Raw genomic sequence first — 21,102 nt, forward strand, 5'->3', positions numbered from 1 at the left:
TGGCTGGTCAGTCGGATTCACGTATGCCGTAAAACGACGCGAGCGTGGGTATCTGCGGCCGGTCGGCGACCAGGACGAGGCTATGGAACAGCAACCACGAGGTGGTGGCCCTCGGAGGGGCCGGGAAGAGCGGGCTCGCGTGGAAGAGGTACTCCGGGACGTGTGACATGAGCCAGTACGGCAGGAACAGCTCATCGGGTCCCGGAAGAAACAGCGGCACGATCACGCACCCTGTGGGTACGACACGCACACTGCGTATTTTCCCCTCAGACAGGGATGACGAATAGAGCGCGAGATCGCGTGCAAGGCGTTCCACCAGGGCGGACCACTCGCCGTCGTCGATCTCAATACTTGGCTCTCTGGCACGACGCTCGGTGAGCTCCGCCAGCGCCCTGGGCAAGGATGTGTCGTCGTGCCGCTCCGCGTGGCGGCGACATGCCGCAGCAAGCAGGTCCGTCGGCGGTGCGAGGGGGTGGCGCCTGACCAGCCATTTCTTACAGTCTCGTAAATGGATACCGCTCCAGTCCGAAAGCGCGTCATCGGAGGGCAATGGAGCTGCGGCTGTGACCGGAAAGGTCGCAACATGCGTCATGGTCGTCTCCGGAGGTCACATGATGCGGATCAGTACTTGGCCGCGAACCTGGCGTGCGGCCGCAGGTGCCGGCCGTAGCGGAACGGGGACAGGTCGAGGCCGTCGACGGGGGAACGACCGCTCACGGCGTCAGCAATCAGCCGACCCGTGATGGGGGCAAGGAGAATTCCGTTGCGGTGATGGCCGGTGGCCACTAGAAAGCGGCGGTCGTCGGTGACACCGAGCACGGGCAGTTCGTCGGATGTCATAGGCCGGAAGCCGGCCCACATGTCTTCGAACTGCCAATGAGCCGCGTCCGGAACAACCTCGCAGAGCCGGGAGAGTACTGTCCCCACGACTCCGGCGGTGTTGTGTTCGTCCGGTACCAGGTATTCCTCGCTGGTACCCACGATGTAGCTGCCGGGCCGCCGTTCCACTATGGATCCGCAACCGCCGGCGGGCATGAAGATGACACTGCTGACCGCATGGGGAGGACCGCTGAGTCGCATCATCTGTCCCTTGGCGGGACACAGGGGCACCTCCAGCCCGGCCAGCCGCGCGACGTCTGCCGTCCAGGCGCCTGCGGCGAGCAGGACACGGTCGGCGACCACTCGGCTGCCGTCGCCGGCTGCCAGCACGATCCGTTCGCCCTGCTCGCCGATCTCGGCCAGTCCTCCCGTGTGCGCCCTGCCGCTCTGAGCGGCCACGGCGTTGCCCAGTTTCTCCCACAGCGCGATGGGATTGACGACTGCCTCGTCCCGGATCCTGATGGCCCCCCGTACAGCAGCGGGCGAGAGTGCCGGTTCGCGTGCGCAGACTTCTTCGGCCTCCAACCAGTCACAGTCGAAACCGAGTTGAGGCATCCAATCCATGCGCTCGCGCAGCGATTCCTCACGCTCGCTGAGGTCGGTCAGCGTGAAATCGGTGATGCGATAGTCCACCTGCTCGGGTGTCGTCCAGTCGGAGCGCAGGAAGTGCTTGTAATAGGAAAAGCCCGCCTTAAGGAGGTCCAAGAATTGCTGGCACATCCAGGGGTCGTACTCGCAGGCCGGTGTCAGCATTCCAGCTGCGGCCGTCGAGGCTCTCCCTGTCGATGGACCGCCCACGACGGCGACTCGATGCCCGGACTTCTGCAGATGCAGGGCGGCACTAAGCCCGATCAGACCGTCACCTACTACTGCCACATCAACACTGACACGTTCATCCATCACGTACTGGATACCTCCTTGCAGAAGCCGCGAGAGGTGCAGTCCAGGGTCGCGCAGAAATTCTGACCATCGGTTCAGCCGCGACGCAGGAGACATACTTCCCGACGTTTTAGCCGAGCAAACACGCGTATGCACTGAACACAACCGTGACCCATTTCGCTTGGAATCAACGCGCGTCCATCGTGTCCACGCAGTCTTCCTCGGCCATGTGGCACCACGTGCCAAGCGGGCAGCAAGCGGGCAGTGGTTCATCACTTACAAGTCATCTTATTTGGCGAGGCGGCGGTAGCAGATGAGAGTGCAGGCGAGACTGGTGAAGGCTAGGAAGTGCACGGCCTTGCGTTCGTAGCGACGCTGAAGCCGGCGGCAGCCGCCGAGCCAGGCCATGGTTCGTTCGATGGTCCAGCGGTGTCGACCGAGTCGCTGTGATGTCTCGACGCCCTTGCGGGCGATACGGTGCTGGATGCCTCTCTGTGACAGCCGTTGCCGCAGGTGCCGGTAGTCGTAGCCCTTGTCGGCGTGGAGCTTGCCGGGTCTTTGTCGACGAGGACCGCGGCGGGATCGGACCGGAGGTATGCCCTTCACCAGCGGGATCAGAGCCTGGCTGTCGTGGACGTTGGCACCCGAGATGCCGGCGGACAGGGGCAGACCCGTCCGGTCGGTTTTCAGATGGATCTTCGAACCGTACTTGCCCCGGTCGACAGGATGCGGGCCTGTCAGGTCCCCCTTTTCAGGGCTCGCATGTTGACCGAGTCGATCGCGCACCGCGACCAGTCCAACTCGCCGCGAGAGCCGAGTTCGTCGAGGACCAGGCGATGGAGCTTGGCCCACACACGGGCTTTCGTCCACTCGGTGAACCGGCGATGCGCCGTCGCACCGGACGGGCCGAACGAGGCCGTCGGCAACTGCTGCCACGTGCAGCCCGAGGTCGTCACGAAGATGATCGCGGCCAGGACCTCACGGTCACCATGGCGACGCCGGCCGCCGCCCTGCGGACGTGACGGTGCCTCGGGCACCACCCGCTGGAACAGGTCCCACAGCTCTTCCGGCACCAGCCGCTCAACGATCCCCACCACAGCAGCAGCCTACCCCGCCACATGAGATGACCTTTTGCGGGCGAGACAGGAAGATCCTCGACCAACCATGCCGGAGGCAACGCCGAGTGGCACCGTCCGGTCCGGAGAGTGACAGCGCGACCCGGCGCTCGCATCGGCGTCACTCCCCATCGTGGCTGTTCAAGGGCGTGCGGCGAAGACCGTAATCCACCCGGCGACCTCTCGTCTTCGGGGTGCTCTCCGAATTCCGATCAACCCTCCGACCCAACTGACTATTGCAGCTTCTCGGCCCTGCCCGCAGCATTCGTACAGAAGTAACGGTTGCTGCTCGATCGGGCACCGCCGACCGCGAGGGGCGGGCGCCAAATCGGCCACCGGCCTCTGTTCCGCTGTGCAAGCTATCAGCCAAACCCCGATATCCCGTCACGCAGTGTGGACCTTCGCTCACCGGCCGAGTATTGTTGCAAATCGCCCTCAGTCCCTACGTTCAGCGCGTCTTGCGACGAATTCGGGAACCTGTCTCAGCCGAGTACGCGCAGGACGCCCGCGACTCTTTCGCATCGCGGGTTGGGCCAGACGCAACTCCGTTCTGTGGTGCACCAGTCGGCGCCGCCTACGCAGGAGGATAGAATTGGCTGTCGAACATTGAGTAATTCATTGGCGGTGAACAAGCCGTCTCCAGTAGAGTCGAAGTTCGAGGTATCTGGCCGTATAGCGGTCGTGCTCGGTACTCGACCAGAGATGATCAAACTGGCTCCGGTCATCGCGCTGCTGGGTAGACGGGCTGCGACCGTCCATACCGGACAGCACTTCACCTCAGCTATGTCCGAGGGCATCAGCAGAGGTCTCCAGATGCCGGCATGGAGTACGAAACTAGGTATTGGCGGAACGCGACGCGGCTCCCAACTGGGTTCCGCCATTGCCTCCCTGGACGACCTCTTCGCCTCCGAGAGGCCGACGGCAGTCGTCGTTCAAGGGGATACCAACTCGGCGCTGGCCGGGGCGATAGCCGCCAACGCGCACGACATCCCTCTGGTCCACGTGGAGGCGGGATTGCGCAGCTTCGACCGGCGCATGCCCGAAGAGTCCAACCGCGTATTGACCGATCACCTCGCCGACGTGTGTTGCGCTCCCACCGAAGGGAATCGGCGCAACCTGCTGAAGGAGGGCATACCAGCTGAACGCATCGTCGTGACGGGCAACACCGTGGTGGAGGCCGTGAGTTCGGCTTTGCCCGATCAAACGACGCGGCTGGCGACGAGGCGGCGGTACGGACTGGTGGAGAACGAGTACGTGCTGGCCACACTGCATCGCCCCGAGAACGTCGATGACGAGCTCAACCTGCGTCACCTGCTCGTCGAGCTAGCGGCCCTGCCGCTACCGGTCGTCCTCCCGTTGCACCCACGTACCCAGAAGCGAGTAGAGGAGTTTGGACTCGAACTCCTCCTGCGCCGTCTCACGTGTACCGAACCGCTTCTCTACCGGGAATTTGTGACCCTGGCACATGGCGCGGCACTGGTCGTCTCCGACTCCGGGGGACTTCAGGAGGAAGTCACCGTACTGAAGCGCCCAATCGTCGTCGTACGTCGAAGCACCGAACGTCCGGAGATCGAGGAGGTGTTCGGCACGCTGACTCCTCCGGGAGCGATGCTGGGGACCGTCCTGAAGAACTGGCTCGCCACCGCTTCCGAGCGGCACGAGCAGCTGGCGCTCCTGCCCTCACCGTATGGCGACGGGCACGCTTCACTCCGGGTCGCCCGCCTGATTGAGAAACAGGCGACACTGCCCACCCGACCTCTCAGCACGATGACATGAATTGGGCGCTAGGAAGCGAGCGATCACGATGATCGAGACCACGAAGCTGTGCCGCTCCTTCTCCGCAGGGAAGAAGCGCCGGCGGGCGGAGCACCACAAGGTCACGGCCCTGGACGAGGTCAGCTTCTTCGTGCCAGCCGGGGAAACCCACGGCATTCTCGGCCCTAATGGCGCCGGCAAGACCACGCTGATCAAGATTCTCAGCACCATGTTGGCGCCTACCTCCGGCGAAGCCGTCGTCGCAGGTCATGATGTCGTCTCACAGACCGATGCCGTACGCAGGTGTATCGGCATGGTGTTTGGCGGGGATCGCGGGCTGTATGACCGTATCAGCGCACGGCAGAACCTGGTCTTCTGGGCGACGCTCTATCGGGTTGACGCCCGCCGAGTGGACGCTCGCGCCGCTGAACTGCTGGAGCGGGTTGGCCTTGCGGACCGTGCCGACGAGCCTGTGGAACGGTTCTCCAGGGGGATGCGCCAGCGACTGCACTTGGCACGCGGACTGGTCGGAGACCCCTCCGTGCTCTTCCTGGACGAGCCGACTGTGGGCATGGATCCCGTGGCCGCGAAAGAGTTTCGCTCCCTGATCGGCGAGTTACGTGCCGAGGGCCGCACCATACTGCTCACCACTCACGACATGAGGGAGGCGGAAGCCTTGTGCGACCGTGTCACCCTGGTCGATCGCGGTCGCGTCCTCGCGACGGAGAAAACCGCATACGTCGGCAGGCTTATCAAGGGATCCCTTGGCATCGACATCATCCTTGCACCCGGTCAGAGCGACACACTGAAGAGTCTGGCCGAGTTGAGCGAAGTCCGTTCTGTGGAACGTTTGCCCGGTGAGCACACGTTCCGCGTACACACCGAGTCACCCGCGTCGATGGAGACGGTGATGAGGTGGCTGGTGGACCGTGGAGTGCTGTCTCTCCAAGTCCGGAGCCCTTCCTTGGAAGAGGTCTACATGCGGTTGGTCGGGGAACGGGGACTCACTGTATGAGCACTCTCCTTGCGGCTGCCAAGGTCCAGTGGCACACGAGCATCCGCGCGCCCGAACACCTCCTGGTGCTGGCGACTGCCCCCCTGTACACGCTGATCTTCCTCTCGGTCTTCCGAGACACCGACCGGCCGGATCTGGTAGCGAACGCAGTGATAGGCACCGGCCTCCTCGGTATCTGGTTCGTGGCCGTGAACGTCGCTGGTGGGGTCATCCAGAACGAGAGGTGGATGTCCACGCTGGAACTGGTAATAGTCGCGCCCAGACCACTGGCCCTCATCATGTGCGGCCGGATCCTGCCCGTGATGCTGATCGGCAGTCTCGCCCTCGGGGAATCCTGGCTGATGGCCGTGGTCGCCTTCGGTGTCGACCTGCCTGTCCAGCACCCGGTTCTTGCGCTCGTGATTTTGCTCGTGACCCTCGCCGCCAGCGCATGTACGGCCACCATGCTCGCCGCGTTGTTCGTCATGAGCCGGAACACCGAGATGGTGCAGGCAGCGCTCAGCTATCCGTTCTACGTCCTCGGCGGCCTGGTCTTCCCGCTGTCGTCCCTCCCCAACGAGGTCGAATTCCTCGGCCGCTTCTTCTACCTCTCATGGGCGGCGGACCTGCTGCGCGACAGCGTCACCCGTAGCACGGTCGACCACGCCTGGGAACGGATCGCCACCGTGGCGGGGATGGGAACGGTGGCACTGTTCATCGGCGTCCTGCTGCTCCGCAAGGTGAGCGACCGCGCCCGTACAACAGGGTCGGTGAGTCTCGCGTGAATTCTCGAGATGTCATAGTCCGCTCGGCACGGATGGGCTTCGCCGAACTCCCCACGACCTATACCCTCCGCTCGTGGACGGTCTGGTGGGTCATCCGCCTAGGGTGCCAGGCCCTGTTCTTCGCCCTCCTGGGCAGGCTGACCGGCGCACCGGGACGGCTGGACTACATGCTGATCGGCAACAGCGTGGCGGTAGTGGCCATGGAGACGATGTTCGTATCGACCACCGCCGTCACAGAGCGGTTCCAAGGAACCTTCCCCCTGCTGGTCATTTCGCCGGCCAACATGGGATTGGTTTACTTGGGCCGCGGACTGCACTGGCCGGCCTCCGGCCTCGCCAGCTCCTTCGCTGTCCTCTTCTCCCTCTCCCTCGTGTTCTCCTCTCCCTGGCGGTGGTGGCAGATCCTTGCCACACTACCCCTCCTGGGCCTGATTGCTGTCAGCACCTACTGCTATGCCTGCCTCATCGCCGCATTGTCGTTGCGCAACGTTAAGTTCCGGACGTTCTACCCCGAGACGGGCGCCCTTCTCCTCACTGCATTCTGCGGCGTGAACGTCACCACCTCGTTCTGGCCCGGACCTCTTCACTGGTTCGCTCAGTTCCTGCCGCTGACGCACGGACTCCAGGCTGTGCGCAACCTGCTCAACGGCAGATCCTTCGCCTCAGTTCTGTTGCCGGCTTGCCTGGAGATCACCTGTGCCGCGCTATGGGCAGGTCTGACCCTGCTGTTGTTCGAACGCATCGTCGCGGCAGGCAGGCGAGACGGTTCACTCGCCTTCAGCTGAGGTGACCGGCAACCCTCCTTCACCATCGCCGACAGCGCAGGAGCGTGACAAGGTGATTCCACGCCCGAACGCCCTCACCGACACTCAGACCGAAGCCCGAGCGGACCGCCTCGTCGCCTGGTCGGCTCGTAACGCGGTGCTACTGCTTATCTTGCCTCTCCTCGTATACGCCACGCTTATCTGTTTCGATCCTCTGGCACGCAACTACGGCATGGACGTCGACGTATACCAGGCAGCAGGGGAAGCCGTCCGCAACGGTGACTCCTTGTATGAAGGCCCGGTGACGGACCTGAACTACAACTACACGCCGTTCGCGGCGCTGCCTCTTGTGGCAATGACCGTGGTACCGCCCGAGGCACTCCACCTCCTGTGGTTCCTCATCAACATGACCCTGCTCGTCTACGTCATCGCCACCGCGCTCTCCATGATCGGGACACGGCTGGGCGGGCGGATACTGCGTGCCTCGATCGGTCTCGCCGGGCTCATGCTGTGGCTCCAACCGGTCACTTGGGGCATGGTGCTGGGCCAAGTGAACTTGGTGATCGCCTCCATGGTTCTGTGGGACGGCAAGAACAGCCCGGCCTCCGGACCGCACAAGTGGTACCGAGGCATCCTGATCGGAGTCGCTACCGGTATAAGGCTGACCCCGGGACTGTTCATCATCTATCTGCTGGTGATCAGGAGAACGCGTACCGCGCTCATGGCTTGCGCCGGATTCTTCGCGACCGTCGCTGTCGGCTTCATCGCCCTGCCCCATCAGTCACTCTGGTACTGGCAGGGGCACTTTGCAGACGTCGGTCACATCGACGGCGACAACCACGATCGCGACGTCCAGTCGCTGGCCGCGACCATGTCCCGGTTGTTGGACCGTGATCAGCCACCCGCGGTCCTCTGGTTGGTCCTGGCGTGTCTGCTGGGGGCCGCTGGGCTAGCGGTGGCCGCCCGGGCCTATCGAAGGGGACACACGCTGCTCGGGCTCACACTGTGCGGACTGACCGCCGAGGCGGTAGCACCCTTCTCGTGGAGTCACCACTGGGTCTGGCTGGTTCCCGCGACCTTAATGGTCGTGAGCTGGGCTGCAAGAGGCTCTCGCCGTCGGTTGCATCTAACTGTGGTCGCCGTACTGGTGTGTCTGGCGGCCTGGCCGTTGGGCTACCTCACACACGATCGCCTGGGTCCCATACTCGGGACGATCGCACTGCCTCTCGTGTCACCGTTCGACATCATCTACGGGAACCTCTACCTGTGGCTCTACTTCGGCATTCTGATCGTCGCCATGTCTCTGGGTGACCGGACGGCGGCCAAGACACCTCTGTCCGACAGCGATCGAGCAGCTAGGCGGGCGGCCCCGGAGGACGGCATCCGTTCATGAACCGCGCTGGCGGCCTCCTGCGTGAAGCGTACGTGGACACAGGCGCGTTGAGCCGCTCAGGCACCTCAGGGATACGATCGCGGTATGGCGATTACTTATGAATGGCGAGGCGACATCGACAGCGCTTCTGTCGAAGCTTTGCATGCCGAGGGTTTCGGTCATCCGCCCCAGGACATCGACTGGCTCGCCCAGCTGAGGCGGCACAGCCTGGGCTGGGTCTCAGCACGCGATGAGGGCCGACTCGTGGGCTTCGTCAACGTTGCCTGGGACGGAGGTGTCCACGCCTTCATTTTGGACACGATGGTGGCCCGTGACCGCCGCGGGCACGGAATCGGAGCGGCACTCGTCTCAGCCGCAGCAGAAGGAGCCCGCTCCGCCAAGTGTGAATGGCTGCATGTCGACTTCGACGATGGTCTGGAGCCCTTCTACTTCGATGCCTGCGGCTTCAAGCGGACTCCCGCGGGGCTGATCGGCCTCTGACCCAGCTGTGTCGAATCGCACCGGGCAGGGCGCCCGAGACGTCTGTGCGCCGAATAGCGGCGCTCGGCCTCGCGATCAACGTCACTCGATTCGGGTCGCACCGGAATCGGAGGAGGATGCGTCGGGACTTCGAGCAGCCATGCCGCACTCGTCGGGTACGCAGGCAGCAGCGAGTGTGCTGTTGGACGGTCCGCTGTGTCGTAGTGAGTTTGTCGCCGGGTGGTCGGTTGGGTCCGATAGTCACTCACGGGCCGGCGCCTTGGCGCAGCGGTCGGCCGAGATCGGTGCTCCCTGACGCCCTCAGGTAACGATCACCGCATAGGCGCGCGCGGCGGTTACTGACCGTCAAAGCGTGGGTCGGTGGGGCTGACGGGTCGTGTCCCTGCCGTATGCCAAGTGCATGAGGTAAGCGCAAGGGGGCGGGCCGCCCGACGAACGGTGAGCCCTTGGTGGGTAGTTGCAGCTGGAGGCGGCTGAGTGCTTCCAGCAGGGCGACGAGAAGGCGGTTATCACTCACGACCTGCGGGTCAGTGTTCGGTCGGTACGACGGTGGCGCAGGACCTGGTCGCTGGAGGAGCCGAGAGCCTTGGCCTCGAAGGGGCCGACGTTCTTGTCGCTGCTCAAAAGCGAATTCTTCGCCGACCTTGAGCGGGAGCTGTTTTCCAGGGACCGGTCGCGCATGGCTGGCCGGACCAGACCTGGACGCTGCCGCGGATCAAGACCCCGATCGGGCGCCGGTTCCACATGAGCTACATCATCCAGGGTGTCGCTGCGTTACTCAGACGGCACGGTTGGAGCTGCCAGGTCCCCGCCAGCGGGCGATCGAGCCGTCGGGGACTGCGGTGGTTGGCTGGGGGAGGGGGACCTGGCCGAGCGTGGAAGGACCGTGGCGGCGCTCGACGCCTGGCTCGTCTTCGAGGACGAGGCCGGATTCGCGATGACGCCGCCGACCACCCGCAGCTGGTCCGCATCCGGGGCCGCTCCCGCCGCCTCGTATCGGTGGCCGCCCTGGCCTGCTACAAGGCCGGCGAACCCTCCCGGCTGATCTACCGGCCTGCCCGGACGCCCGGCCCGGCGGACGCAAAAGCTTCTCCTGCGCGACCTGATCCAGACCGCCCACCAAGAGCTCGGCGGCCCGATCGTGCTGGTCTGGGAGAACCAGTCGCCGCCCTACGTACTTGACCTCAACCCGGCCGAGGGCGTCCTTCGACGCACCACACAGCCAACCCTTTCTTCGCCAACCCGACGACCTCATCACCGCGGTCCGGCGCCGCCTGCGCCAGCTCCAGTACCGCCCCGACGTCCTCGACGACTGTCGCATTGGCACCGGCCTCCGGCGCCAACCACCATGGCGACATCACGCATTCAAGGTCAGTAGCTCGTGGGACCGACCAGGCTGGGTTGGCGAGATCCACAAGATGCCTCGCGGAAGCCCTGCGTGTCACCTCTGGTAACTCGCCACCCGATCGATGGCGATTTTGAGAGATCGCAGCAATGATTATCGCCCAGTCCGAGTGACATTCCACCATCTTCGAGTACTCAACGCGTGGGCGGTGTCGACTACCCGAAGGTGGTCGGCCAGCCCTCGAACCGCCCATGTTTCACAGATAGGAGGCAGGTGCGGTCTTATCCGATAGGATGTCTTGATTTCGTCGGCCTTCAGTACATTGCGGCATTTGGTTGCTCGCCCATTTGTGCCTGCTCGGCGCGATCGACCGTTGCACGTAAGAGCCGGGCCAGTACAGCAGGAGCATCCGAGCCGGTCGCTCTCGCTTGAACATTCACGCTTCCGGCGCGCGCATACGCGGTCATTGTTCGGCATGAAGATGCAGTCTCGGCTTGGCAAGAGGCCATACTCTGGTCACCGATCACCGTAAGCGTCAGAGGTGTCCCTTCTCTGCTCTTACGTTCCCTGTGTGTATAGGAATCCATGGCGTCTCCCTGGGACGAGAAGGCGGTAACCTCGATCGACGCCATATCGCCGGTGGAGCGAACCCACGTCGCTTTGCCCTCTGCAAAGACACTATGGCAGTTATTTTTTGGCGGACACATAGCGGCCTTGGAGCCACTTGTCTGCCGCCAATCGCGGGGAAGACTCGCCGGTTCAGGTATCACTGTCTGAACCTGGTAAGCGCTGCGTAATGGATGCGCATCCCTTCCTTCTGGTATATGGAGCCAAACATAGGATATGCCAGACAAAGCGACCGCTGTCAAGATGCCCGCTTTGGTAACCCAAGAGCCAGAATGCACTAATTTCTCCTTGTGTGACATACGTCCTCCCTCTTTCGTGCGGATAGCCATAGTGGATAGCTATAGCCTTCTTCCGGTGACCCCGCCTTGGTGCTATACCACGGAGTGACTGCGGTTTCTGTGCTGTGGCCAAGTATCACAGCAGGAGTGCTGTCATTCCAGGGAATATGCGAGGATGAGATCGTGATCTGGTGACGGTGCGTCATATGAGAAGCGTGCGCGCCTGGAGGGGTGGGAATGTCCTCGTGCCACATCCAATAACGAGTTGGTGTGTGATAGCGGGTGAGGTGTCGTGCCAGGTTGATGGCCTGATCCCGCTGTGGCGATCATGGTGAATCGGGCGGTGCTGGCGCATCGGCTGTTCACGGGGCTCTCTGGGTCTCATCTTGCCTGTCTGGTCGAAGAGTTGGCCGGACCGTGGCAGGCCGCGGGGTCGAAGGTCGTCGCCATGCGACGCGGGGCGGGGCCAGGAAGCGGGTCGCGGGTGCCGGCGCCAGCCATCAGTTGGTGTTCGTCGACAGGCTGGTGGCCATGCTGATCCATCTGCGGCACGACCTGCCGCACTCGGTGCTGGGCTTGCTGTTCGGTGTCGGCCGTTCCACGGTCACCCGGGCGATCGGAGAGGTGTGCACGCTCTTGGCGGAGCGGGGGTGCGCGGTTCCCGACCGTCCCGGCCTGCGGCTTCGGATGCTGACGGATGTATTTGCCTGCGCCCGGGCCGAAGGCATCGAGCTGCGTCTGGACGCCACCGAGATCCAGGTCCGCCGGCCACCGGCCGTCCGCTGCGGGCGTCGTGCGTTCGTCTCGGGCAAGAAGAAGCAGAACACGATGAAGGCCACCGTGATTGCCGACCGGCGAGGCCGCACGTTATGGACCGATGCCCTGCGACCTGGGGGTATGCACGACGCTACGGCCTCCCGCGACGAAGGCGTCGCCATCTGCTTCCGGCACTTCTCCGACGTCGAAGTGCTCCTGGACGACGGCTGCCTCGGCCTGAGCCGCGACCACCGTGGCCAAGTCATCACACCGCCCAGAAAACCGCGGCCGGGAGCATTGCCCGGCAGAGTCGAGCAGTGGGAACGGGACCGCCACGGGTACTCGTCCGACCGCATCACCGTTGAACACGCCCTTGCCGATCACAAACGCTGGAAGCAACTGACCCGCTGGACACACCGGCGAGATGTCCTGCCCGACACCCACCGCGCCATCGCCGGCCTCGTCTCCGACCGCACCGCCAACGTCTGAAAACCGGCCACGGCAAGGCCGAACACGCCTCACCCGCTATCACGCACCAACTGGTAAGACGTCATCTCATTTGGTTCGGTAGGCTATCGGTCGTGGTTTCGATCGTTGAGCGGCTGGTGCCGGATGAGTTGTGGGAGCTGTTCCAGCGGGTGGTTCCGGAGGCTCCGTCCCGGCCTCAGGGTGGCGGTCGGCGGCGGCATGGTGACCGGGAGGTTCTGGCTGCGATCGTGTTCGTGGCCACGTCGGGCTGCACGTGGCAGCAGTTGCCGTCCGCGTCGTTCGGCCCGTCGGGGGCGACCGCTCACCGGCGTTTTGCCGAGTGGTCGAAGGCCAGGGTGTGGGCCAGACTCCATCGTCTGGTACTTGACGAGCTCGGCTCCCGCGGCGAGTTGGACTGGTCTCGATGCGCGATCGACTCGGTGAACATGCGTGCCCTGAAAAGGGGGATCTGACAGGTCCGAATCCTGTAGACCGGGGCAAATACGGGTCGAAGATCCATCTGGTCACCGAGCGGACCGGTCTGCCCCTGTCCGTCGGGATCTCGGGGGCGAACCTCCACGACGGCCAGGCGCTGATCCCGCTGGTGAAGGGCATACCGCCGATCCGCTCTCGTCGGGGACGCCGGCGGCGCAGGCCGGCAAAGCTCCACGCCGACAAGGGATACGACTACGACTACCTGCGGCGATGGTTACGCGGGCGCGGCATCCGGCACCGCATCGCCCGCAAGGGCACCGAGTCCTCGACCCGCCTGGGCCTGCACCGCTGGACCGTAGAACGCACGATGTCCTGGCTCGCCGGATGCCGCCGACTGCACCGCCGCTACGAGCGCAAAGCGGAGCACTTCCTGGCTTTCACCAGCATCGCCTGCACCCTCATCTGCTACCGCAGACTCACCAAATGAGATGACGCCTAAGACCGTGTCCTACGTGGTGCTGGCTCGTTGGGCTCGTCATGGGGCGGGGTACGTGGAGTTGGATTGTTCCGGACGGGCTGTGGGAGATCGCGGAGCCGCTGATCCCGCCGTCGAAGGTGCGGCCGCAGGGCGGCGGGACGCAGGACACGCCTGATGAGACGCTGTTCGCGGCGATCATCTACGTGCTGGTGTCCGGGTGCGCCTGGCGGGCGCTGCCCCCGTGCTTCGGGATATCGAAGTCCACAGCCCACCGCAGGTTCCTGATCTGGTCCAGAGCTGGCGTCTGGGGACGGTTGCACGAGGAGATCCTGCACGGCCTGGACGATGCCGGCCTGCTCGACCTGTCCCGTGCCGTTCTCGATTCCGCCCACGTGAGGGCTAAAAAAGGGGCGAACTCACAGGTCCGAGCCCCGTGGACCGGGGCAAGCCGGGTTCCAAGATGCACATCCTGTCCGACGCCAACGGACTGCCCCTCCTCGTCGGCCTCTCCGCCGCGAACACCCACGACAGCCTCGCGCTGAAACCCATGGTCGCCGGTCACCAAACGAGACACGACCCCCACCGCGGCCGCTACTTCAAGCCCCAGCGCCTGCACGCCGACAAGGCATACGACGTACCTCACCTGAGGAAATGGCTCTGGGGCAAACACATCGGCGTGCGCATCGCCCGCAAGGGAGTCGAGTCCAGCGAACGGTTAGGCCGCCGCAGATGGGTCATCGAGCGGACCATGTCCTGGCTGACCGGCTACCGCCGACTCAACCACCGCTACGAACGCCACCCCCGCAACTACCTGGCCTTCCTCGGCCTCGCAGCCGCCCTCTGCTGCTACAAGCGACTCGCTCGACACACCACGTAGGACACGGTCTAAGACCGTGTCCTACGTGGTGCTGGCTCGTTGGGCTCGTCATGGGGCGGGGTACGTGGAGTTGGATTGTTCCGGACGGGCTGTGGGAGATCGCGGAGCCGCTGATCCCGCCGTCGAAGGTGCGGCCGCAGGGCGGCGGGACGCAGGACACGCCTGATGAGACGCTGTTCGCGGCGATCATCTACGTGCTGGTGTCCGGGTGCGCCTGGCGGGCGCTGCCCCCGTGCTTCGGGATATCGAAGTCCACAGCCCACCGCAGGTTCCTGATCTGGTCCAGAGCTGGCGTCTGGGGACGGTTGCACGAGGAGATCCTGCACGGCCTGGACGATGCCGGCCTGCTCGACCTGTCCCGTGCCGTTCTCGATTCCGCCCACGTGAGGGCTAAAAAAGGGGCGAACTCACAGGTCCGAGCCCCGTGGACCGGGGCAAGCCGGGTTCCAAGATGCACATCCTGTCCGACGCCAACGGACTGCCCCTCCTCGTCGGCCTCTCCGCCGCGAACACCCACGACAGCCTCGCGCTGAAACCCATGGTCGCCGGTCACCAAACGAGACACGACCCCCACCGCGGCCGCTACTTCAAGCCCCAGCGCCTGCACGCCGACAAGGCATACGACGTACCTCACCTGAGGAAATGGCTCTGGGGCAAACACATCGGCGTGCGCATCGCCCGCAAGGGAGTCGAGTCCAGCGAACGGTTAGGCCGCCGCAGATGGGTCATCGAGCGGACCATGTCCTGGCTGACCGGCTACCGCCGACTCAACCACCGCTACGAACGCCACCCCCGCAACTACCTGGCCTTCCTCGGCCTCGCAGCCGCCCTCTGCTGCTACAAGCGACTCGCTCGACACACCACGTAGGACACGGTCTAACTGATCGTTTCAGAATGCCGTCCTGCGAAGACGCTGGCGGCCCATGGAACAATCTCTTCAGCCACAGGCTCTGGGGGACGCCGTATGGAACGGGTTGGGGCCGCACGAGACCTCGTGCTCGGTTACGTCCGCGCTTTGAGCACGATTGACGAGGCCATGAGGGTAGCTATCCCCTCGCTTGAGCGACTGGCAGATGTCCTCGGTCTGGTCCGTTCGCGCCGGATCATCAGCCGGAGTGGGCACGTCGGCGCCTACTCCTACACGGTTCATGGGGCAGGGTGCCGCTTCGTGAGCGACAACGGTATTGAGGTTGATGTGGACTTCGAAGCCGACGGGAGCGAAGTCTTCGACCTCTGGCGACTGCGCTGGTACGGGCTGAGCCTGCCGGATCCTCTTGACGTCACGGATCAGGACCTGCGGGCCGCAGTGCGGTCGCTGCAACCGCTTCTGACTGAGGTGCGGCCGGGGTGGTTCAGCGTAGCCAACTGATCGCTTCAGGATGAGGTTCGCAGGCGGCGCAGGCATATGAGGCTGCAGGCCAGCTCGAGCAGGCCCTGGTGGAGATCGGCGCGTCGTTCGTAGCGGGTGCGGAGCCGTTTGAACTGGTGGAGCCAGGCGAAGGCGCGCTCGACCACCCAGCGCACCTTGCCCAGTCCGGAGCCGTGGGCGACGCCGCGTCGGGCGATCAGGGGTTTGATGCCGCGCTTCCACAGCAGGCGGCGGTACTTGTCGAAGTCGTAGCCCCGGTCCGCGTAGAGCCGCCGGGGCTTGTGACGGGGGCGTCCCCGCAGTCCCCGGATCGGTGGGACCGCGTCCAGCAGGGCCAGGAGCTGGGTGACGTCGTGCCGGTTACCGCCGGTGAGCGTGACGGCGAGCGGGGTTCCGTGCCGGTCGACGATCAGATGGTGCTTGGAGCCGGGGCGGGCACGGTCGACAGGCGGGGGGCCGACATGATCCCCCCTTTGAGGGCCCGGACATGCGAGCCGTCCACGGCGCAGTCATCCAGGTCCAGCAGGTCGGTGCGGCGAAGTTCGGCCAGCAGGGCAGCATGCAGGCGTGGCCAGACGCCGGCCTCGGTCCAGTCCCGCAGCCGGCGCCAGGCCGTCACTCCAGAGCATCCCACCGTCTCCGCCGGGACATCACGCCATGCGACACCGGTCCGCAGCACAAATAGGACACCGGCGAGGGTTACTCGGTCGGGAACTCGCAACCGTCCGGGATGACGGCGGCGCCGTGCGGGAGCAGACGGCAGCTGCGGGGCCACACGCTCCCACGGGTCGTCAGGAACAAGATCAGCTCGTACCTGGACACCCTGCCGACCAAGATCGACGAGCACAAGACCTGCGGCTCAACTCATTCTGAAACGATCAGTTAGGCGTCAGAGAAGGAAATCCGCGATGTCGACGCAGGATGTGACGACGGCCTCGGCCTGGCGCGACTTCACTGCTGAGCGACTACCGCCGATACTGCGGGCAGCGCAGACATGCTTCGTTGAGCAGGGCTACCACGGAACGACGATTCGCAAGTGGCCACCGCCGCCGACCTGTCTGTGCCGGGTCTTCATCACCACTACATCTCCAAGCAGTCGCTGCTCAGGGCCATTTGGCGGTTCGCGATGAACGATCTGTGGGAACGCGAGGGCGGCGGACGCGCGGAGCACATCGCCGCGCGGAGCCGCCAGCAGCGCCTGATGGACGCACTCCCCGAAGAGGGAGCGGCCAACGGGCTCTTCAGCACGCCCTCCCCTCGCGAGGTAAGCCGCGCGGTCGTGAGGATGTGCACCGGTGTCTCCCAGTGGTATCGCCCAGGCGGAGAACTCAGCCCCGCCCACCTGGCCGAGCAGTACCGCGTTGTCGCCCGCATGACAGTCGGAGCACCAGCGACGACCTGACCAGCGGGCGCAGCCGCCAGGCCGACCTGTGTGACCTGTGTGAGGCGTGATCGAACTCAAGACACATGTTCTGTGGCCGAACCGGCGGTGCCTGTGGGCAGCAGCCGATGACCGCGTTGAGGTGCCGGCTGGAAGACTCCCTTACCTGTCTCGGGGGAAGGCCGCGCGCCGTCCGCAGCTGACGATGACGAGGGCGAGGAGCGCGAGAGCGATTACCCCCGCGGGCAGCATCGCGGCGCCGACGTCTTCGATCACAAGGGCGCCGAGAGCGCTGCCCCCGAAGATCGCGAGGTTGAAGGAGGTGGTGAGCATCGAGTTTCCCACGTCGGCGTTCTCGCCCGTGGCCTCGCTCATGGCTGTCTGAAGGTGCGTCGCCGCCCCGCCGAACGCGATGCCCCATACGACGATGGCGACGAGCGCGGCGATGAGAGACCCCTGGATGGCCATGAGTACTGCTCCGGCAACGGCGAAGAGCGTCACGCTCGCCAGTGTGAGTGTGCGCAGCGCGCGGTCGATGAACAGACCGGTGATCCAGATCCCGGCGAGTGCGGCGAGGCCGAAGACGATCAGGGCGAGGTCCGGGCGGAGCGTGATCCGTGCCTCGCGCAGGTATGGCGCGATGTAGGTGTAGAGGAGATTGTGGGCGAGCATCCACACGAGGACGACCGTGAGGATGGTCCCCACTCCGGGGAGTCTCAGCACCCGCGTTAGTGGCAGCCGCGTCATCGTGCGCTGCCCCGCGACGTCGGGCACGAGGACGCGTGCGGCGGCCATGATGACGGCGGCCAGCAGCGACATGGCGGTGAAGGACCACCGCCAGCCGACCGCGCTGCCGAGCCAGGTTCCCAGCGGTGTTCCGACAGACAGTGCCACCGGTGTTCCGGCCATGGCGACGGCCAGGGCCCGCCCGGTGTGCCGGGGCGCCGCGATACGGCGCGCGTACCCGGCGAGCATGCCCCAGAGCAGACCGGAGAAGGCACCCGCGATGAACCGGGCGGACAGGGCGACCGCGAGGGACGGAGCCAGGGCGGTGACGGCGTTCGCCACGAGGAACCCGAACAGGCCTGCCAGCAGCAGGGGCCGTCTCCGGACCTCACGGGTCAGCGAGATCGCGGGTATGGCTGCGAGGACCGTGCCGAGCGCGTAGGCGCTCACCAGCTGGCCCGCGCCCCCCTCGGACACGTTGAGCCCCGCAGCCAGTTGGGGCAGCAGCCCGGCCGGCAGTGTCTCCGTCGTGATCACGAGGAATCCGGTGCAGGCCATCACGGTCAAGGCCGACAGGGGGAAGCTGCTGCGGGCCCGCGGTGGGGCCGTAGCGGGAGGTGCCGTGGACACGGGTGGTATCTCCTCACTTATTTTCGGATCGACTGATCCGATATTGACGTCAGCGGGTGCGGGATGTCAATATCGGATCGATCAATCCAAAATCTGGACCGTGATCCGCGGCTTCCTGCCCGGAAAGGATTCACCGCCCACATGACCACCGCATCTCCCCATGAGGCCCAGCCGACAGGCTTCGGTTCCGTCACCGGCGTACCGGACCTGCCGGCGGGCTTTCCCGACGTCTTCTCCAGCCGGTACATGGACACTGGCTCAGTGCGTCTGCACACCGTCACCGGAGGCCAGGGGCCGGCCCTGCTCCTGATCAGCGGCTGGCCTCAGTTCTGGTACCAGTGGCGTCACGTCATGCTGCCGCTTGCCGAGCAATACACGGTCGTGGTCGCCGACCCGCGTGGCACCGGCCTCTCCGACAAACCGTCCACCGGGTACGACTCGGCAACGTGTGCACAGGATTTCCACCAGCTCATGAGCCTGCTCGGCCACGACAGGTTCGCTGTCGTCGGTCACGACATCGGCATGTGGACCAGCTACGCCATGGCGGCTGACGCACCCGGCCGCATCCATCGGATGGCGCTCGTGGACGCGATCATTCCTGGCATCTTGCCGTCGCCTCCGCTGCTGGGTGACCGGCGCACGAGTGACTTCCTGTGGCACTTCAATTTCAACCGCGCCCACGACATCAACGAGCAACTGGTCCAGGGGCGTGAACACCTCTACCTCGGCCACCAGTTCGCCACCAAAGCGGCCACCCCCACGGCCATCCCGTCCACCGCGGTGGACGTGTACGTCCAGGCCATGCGCTTGCCCGGAGCACTGCGGGCCAGCTTTGAGTACTACCGGGCAATCGACGCGACAATCACGCAGAGCGCCCTGCGCAAGAAGACGAAGCTCACGATCCCCGTGCTGTCGGTCGCCGGTGACGCTCTGGGCGGAGAGAACATGGAGAACGAGGTTCGCTCGCTGGCCGACGATGTCAGCAGTGTCGTCATCCCCAACTGCGGGCACTTCGTGCCGGAGGAAGCCCCGGAAGCGTTCCTCAACGCCCTGCGGCCCTTCCTCGAGACCTACCGCACCGCTGGCTGACATCGCCGCGCGGTGGCCGACCGCCACGGCGGACCGAGCCAACCAACGGCAGCCCGGTGTACGGCTGTACGCCGGGCAACAGTCGAACCGGGTCAACACCCCTTGCCGGAGCCGGTCAAGGAGGGCCGCTACCGGTCCCCGGGGCGGGTCTCGGCCGCGCTCTTGGCAGGAGCGTTCCACAGTGAGAGGAGAGCGTCCGCTGCCATGTGCAACTGTTGGGCCGAGACGCCGTCGCAGACCTGGGTGGAGATGCCGAGCAGAAAGCTGTGGACCATGGTGGTGACCGCGTCCGTGTCGGTGTCCTTGGCGAGTTCGCCCAAGGCGATGCCACGGGTCACGGCAGCCTTGACGCGCGCGCGGTCGGTCGCGCGGCGCGCCGCGACGGCTTCCCGGACGCCGGCATCTTCTGTGCCGTGTGCTTCCACTGTTCCCGACAAGGCCACCAGGCATCCGCGGGGGTGGGAGAGGTCGGTCTGCATGTCGATCGAACCGTGCAGCAACTGTGCGACGGCCTGATACGGACTCAGCGACTCGTCCGCGATGACGTCGGTGACGCTGCCCGGTCCGGCGATGTAGTGCTCCACGGCCCGGGTGAACAGCCCTTCCTTTGAGCCGAAGGCACCGTACAAGCTCGCGGAGGACAGCCCTGTGGCATCCCGCAGCTGCGCCAGTGAGGTCGCCTCGTAGCCCTGCCGCCAGAACAGCAGCATCGCTGCTTCGAGGACGAGTTCCTCGTCGAAGGTGCGTGGGCGGCCGGCAGGTGACACGGCAGACCTCCTCAAGTTCCGGATTGAATGGTCCAGATTGACAGATGGGTTTGAATGCTGTCAATACCGGATCATTCAATCCGGAATCAATGAGATCTGAGGGGTGGCCGTCCTGCTACTCGAGGATGAGTCGCGTGGTGATGCTGATGTGCTTGGTGAGTGCCGCCACGGCCCGGTCGGCGTCGCGGTCGATGGTGGCTTCGAGGATTTCGCGGTGTTCGGCTTCGACGTCGCGTGGCGTCTTCTCCTCGCCAAGGGGTACCGACCATCGTCGGTACAACTCGGCGGCGTCCCTGACCGACCGTGCGATCGCGTGCAGTCTCGGGCTGCCGCAACCGCTCAGGAGCTTGTCGTGAAAACGTGCGTGGGCGGCCGCCCACTCGTCGCTGAGCCGGGTGGGGTCTTCGGGGTCGATGCGCTGTGTCCGGTCCAGCGCGTGGTGGGCCGCGACGAGGCGCGCCTCCCAGTCGAGATCGCCGCGGTCGATGGAGTAGCGCAGAGCCAGCCCCTCGATGTCGACACGGACTGCGGTCAGGTCTTCGAGGTCGGTGGCGGAGATGGGGGTGACCCTGAATCCCAGCTGGGGTTCGGCGCGTACGAGACCTTGCTCGGCGAGGCGGCTGAGAACCTCCCGGATCACACCGATGCTGACCTCGTACCGTTCGCTCAAAAGTGCGAATTTTAGCCGATCACCGGGCCGCCAGTGGCCGCCGAGGATGTCGGCGCGCAGCCGGTCGTAGGTGTCACCCGTGCGGGTTTTCGTCGAAGCGCGCTTGTCCATGTCGCAGATTGTAGTCACGATTCATGATTTTAGTAAAGTTTCGAAAATCTC

20 protein-coding genes and 1 pseudogene are annotated in these 21,102 nt (G+C 65.0%); 14 read left to right on the plus strand and 7 right to left on the minus strand.

Annotated features, from left to right (window positions below; translation table 11 throughout):
• Positions 1 to 7: 7 nt before the first annotated feature.
• The 3 genes from QFZ64_RS31470 to QFZ64_RS31480 all read right to left on the minus strand — a co-directional run bounded on the left by QFZ64_RS31470 (position 8) and on the right by QFZ64_RS31480 (position 2,846).
• Positions 8 to 592, minus strand: a complete 585-nt coding sequence (locus tag QFZ64_RS31470) for a hypothetical protein (RefSeq protein WP_307070873.1) — start codon at positions 590 to 592, stop codon at positions 8 to 10.
• A 29-nt stretch (positions 593 to 621) separates the two neighbouring features.
• Entirely contained in the window at positions 622 to 1,779 is a 1,158-nt protein-coding gene (locus QFZ64_RS31475; RefSeq protein WP_307071930.1) for an FAD-binding oxidoreductase, read from the minus strand.
• A gap of 267 nt (positions 1,780 to 2,046) precedes the next feature.
• Positions 2,047 to 2,846 (minus strand): IS5 family transposase gene (locus QFZ64_RS31480; protein WP_307071931.1). Its coding sequence is split into 2 segments (ribosomal slippage): positions 2,047 to 2,507 and positions 2,507 to 2,846, totalling 801 coding nucleotides; the frame shifts between segments, so codons are not numbered across the junction.
• A gap of 708 nt (positions 2,847 to 3,554) precedes the next feature.
• Here QFZ64_RS31480 and wecB point away from each other — a divergent pair.
• The 12 genes and pseudogenes from wecB (at position 3,555) to QFZ64_RS35480 (ending at position 15,677) form a co-directional block, all read left to right on the plus strand.
• Entirely contained in the window at positions 3,555 to 4,649 is a 1,095-nt protein-coding gene (gene wecB, locus QFZ64_RS31485; RefSeq protein WP_307071932.1) for a non-hydrolyzing UDP-N-acetylglucosamine 2-epimerase, read from the plus strand.
• A gap of 28 nt (positions 4,650 to 4,677) precedes the next feature.
• A complete protein-coding gene (locus tag QFZ64_RS31490) occupies positions 4,678 to 5,643 on the plus strand; it encodes an ABC transporter ATP-binding protein (RefSeq protein WP_307070874.1) in 966 nt (321 codons plus the stop codon).
• Positions 5,640 to 6,407 carry an ABC transporter permease gene (locus QFZ64_RS31495; RefSeq protein ID WP_307070875.1) on the plus strand — a complete coding sequence of 256 codons (768 nt, stop codon included), beginning with the start codon at positions 5,640 to 5,642 and terminating at the stop codon, positions 6,405 to 6,407. The genes QFZ64_RS31490 and QFZ64_RS31495 overlap by 4 nt, the downstream gene beginning before the upstream one ends.
• 32 nt (positions 6,408 to 6,439) lie before the next feature.
• The gene (locus QFZ64_RS31500; RefSeq protein ID WP_307070876.1) at positions 6,440 to 7,192 is read left to right on the plus strand and encodes an ABC transporter permease; all 753 of its coding nucleotides are present in this window, start codon (positions 6,440 to 6,442) and stop codon (positions 7,190 to 7,192) included.
• Between the two features lie 52 nt (positions 7,193 to 7,244).
• Complete coding sequence (locus QFZ64_RS31505) at positions 7,245 to 8,564, plus strand: glycosyltransferase 87 family protein (RefSeq protein ID WP_307070877.1); 1,320 nt, start codon at positions 7,245 to 7,247, stop codon at positions 8,562 to 8,564.
• Positions 8,565 to 8,648: 84 nt separating this feature from the next.
• Positions 8,649 to 9,044 (plus strand): GNAT family N-acetyltransferase, encoded by a 396-nt coding sequence (locus QFZ64_RS31510; RefSeq protein WP_307070878.1) that lies wholly within the window; start codon positions 8,649 to 8,651, stop codon positions 9,042 to 9,044.
• A 744-nt stretch (positions 9,045 to 9,788) separates the two neighbouring features.
• Positions 9,789 to 10,226, plus strand: a complete 438-nt coding sequence (locus QFZ64_RS35475; protein WP_373430696.1) for a hypothetical protein — start codon at positions 9,789 to 9,791, stop codon at positions 10,224 to 10,226.
• Between the two features lie 1,396 nt (positions 10,227 to 11,622).
• Positions 11,623 to 12,539 (plus strand): annotated as a pseudogene (locus tag QFZ64_RS31520) (transposase family protein).
• Between the two features lie 101 nt (positions 12,540 to 12,640).
• Positions 12,641 to 13,440 (plus strand): IS5 family transposase gene (locus QFZ64_RS31525; protein ID WP_307071933.1). Its coding sequence is split into 2 segments (ribosomal slippage): positions 12,641 to 12,976 and positions 12,979 to 13,440, totalling 798 coding nucleotides; the frame shifts between segments, so codons are not numbered across the junction.
• Between the two features lie 50 nt (positions 13,441 to 13,490).
• Positions 13,491 to 14,308, plus strand: a protein-coding gene (locus QFZ64_RS31530; protein ID WP_307070879.1) for an IS5 family transposase whose coding sequence is annotated in 2 segments (ribosomal slippage) — positions 13,491 to 13,839 and positions 13,839 to 14,308 — 819 coding nt in all. Because the reading frame shifts where the segments join, the coding sequence is not laid out codon by codon here.
• A 50-nt stretch (positions 14,309 to 14,358) separates the two neighbouring features.
• Positions 14,359 to 15,176, plus strand: a protein-coding gene (locus QFZ64_RS31535; RefSeq protein ID WP_307070879.1) for an IS5 family transposase whose coding sequence is annotated in 2 segments (ribosomal slippage) — positions 14,359 to 14,707 and positions 14,707 to 15,176 — 819 coding nt in all. Because the reading frame shifts where the segments join, the coding sequence is not laid out codon by codon here.
• 96 nt (positions 15,177 to 15,272) lie between these two features.
• Entirely contained in the window at positions 15,273 to 15,677 is a 405-nt protein-coding gene (locus QFZ64_RS35480; protein WP_373430697.1) for a hypothetical protein, read from the plus strand.
• Between the two features lie 5 nt (positions 15,678 to 15,682).
• Here the strand turns inward: QFZ64_RS35480 and QFZ64_RS31545 are convergent.
• Positions 15,683 to 16,524, minus strand: a protein-coding gene (locus tag QFZ64_RS31545) for an IS5 family transposase (RefSeq protein WP_307070882.1) whose coding sequence is annotated in 2 segments (ribosomal slippage) — positions 15,683 to 16,149 and positions 16,149 to 16,524 — 843 coding nt in all. Because the reading frame shifts where the segments join, the coding sequence is not laid out codon by codon here.
• A gap of 189 nt (positions 16,525 to 16,713) precedes the next feature.
• On the opposite strand from QFZ64_RS31545, the gene QFZ64_RS31550 reads away from it, so the two are divergent.
• A complete protein-coding gene (locus QFZ64_RS31550; RefSeq protein ID WP_307070883.1) occupies positions 16,714 to 17,079 on the plus strand; it encodes a hypothetical protein in 366 nt (121 codons plus the stop codon).
• Positions 17,080 to 17,220: 141 nt separating this feature from the next.
• Here QFZ64_RS31550 and QFZ64_RS31555 read toward each other — a convergent pair whose 3' ends face one another.
• A complete protein-coding gene (locus QFZ64_RS31555) occupies positions 17,221 to 18,414 on the minus strand; it encodes an MFS transporter (protein WP_307070884.1) in 1,194 nt (397 codons plus the stop codon).
• Between the two features lie 141 nt (positions 18,415 to 18,555).
• On the opposite strand from QFZ64_RS31555, the gene QFZ64_RS31560 reads away from it, so the two are divergent.
• The gene (locus tag QFZ64_RS31560) at positions 18,556 to 19,503 is read left to right on the plus strand and encodes an alpha/beta fold hydrolase (RefSeq protein WP_307070885.1); all 948 of its coding nucleotides are present in this window, start codon (positions 18,556 to 18,558) and stop codon (positions 19,501 to 19,503) included.
• Between the two features lie 128 nt (positions 19,504 to 19,631).
• Here the strand turns inward: QFZ64_RS31560 and QFZ64_RS31565 are convergent, their stop codons facing one another.
• Together QFZ64_RS31565 and QFZ64_RS31570 are read right to left on the minus strand one after the other, a co-directional pair.
• The gene (locus QFZ64_RS31565) at positions 19,632 to 20,270 is read right to left on the minus strand and encodes a TetR/AcrR family transcriptional regulator (RefSeq protein ID WP_307070886.1); all 639 of its coding nucleotides are present in this window, start codon (positions 20,268 to 20,270) and stop codon (positions 19,632 to 19,634) included.
• A gap of 115 nt (positions 20,271 to 20,385) precedes the next feature.
• Positions 20,386 to 21,051 (minus strand): GntR family transcriptional regulator, encoded by a 666-nt coding sequence (locus tag QFZ64_RS31570; protein ID WP_307070887.1) that lies wholly within the window; start codon positions 21,049 to 21,051, stop codon positions 20,386 to 20,388.
• Between the last annotated feature and the right edge of the window lie 51 nt (positions 21,052 to 21,102).

Source organism: Streptomyces sp. B3I8, assembly GCF_030816915.1.
Lineage (GTDB): Bacteria > Actinomycetota > Actinomycetes > Streptomycetales > Streptomycetaceae > Streptomyces.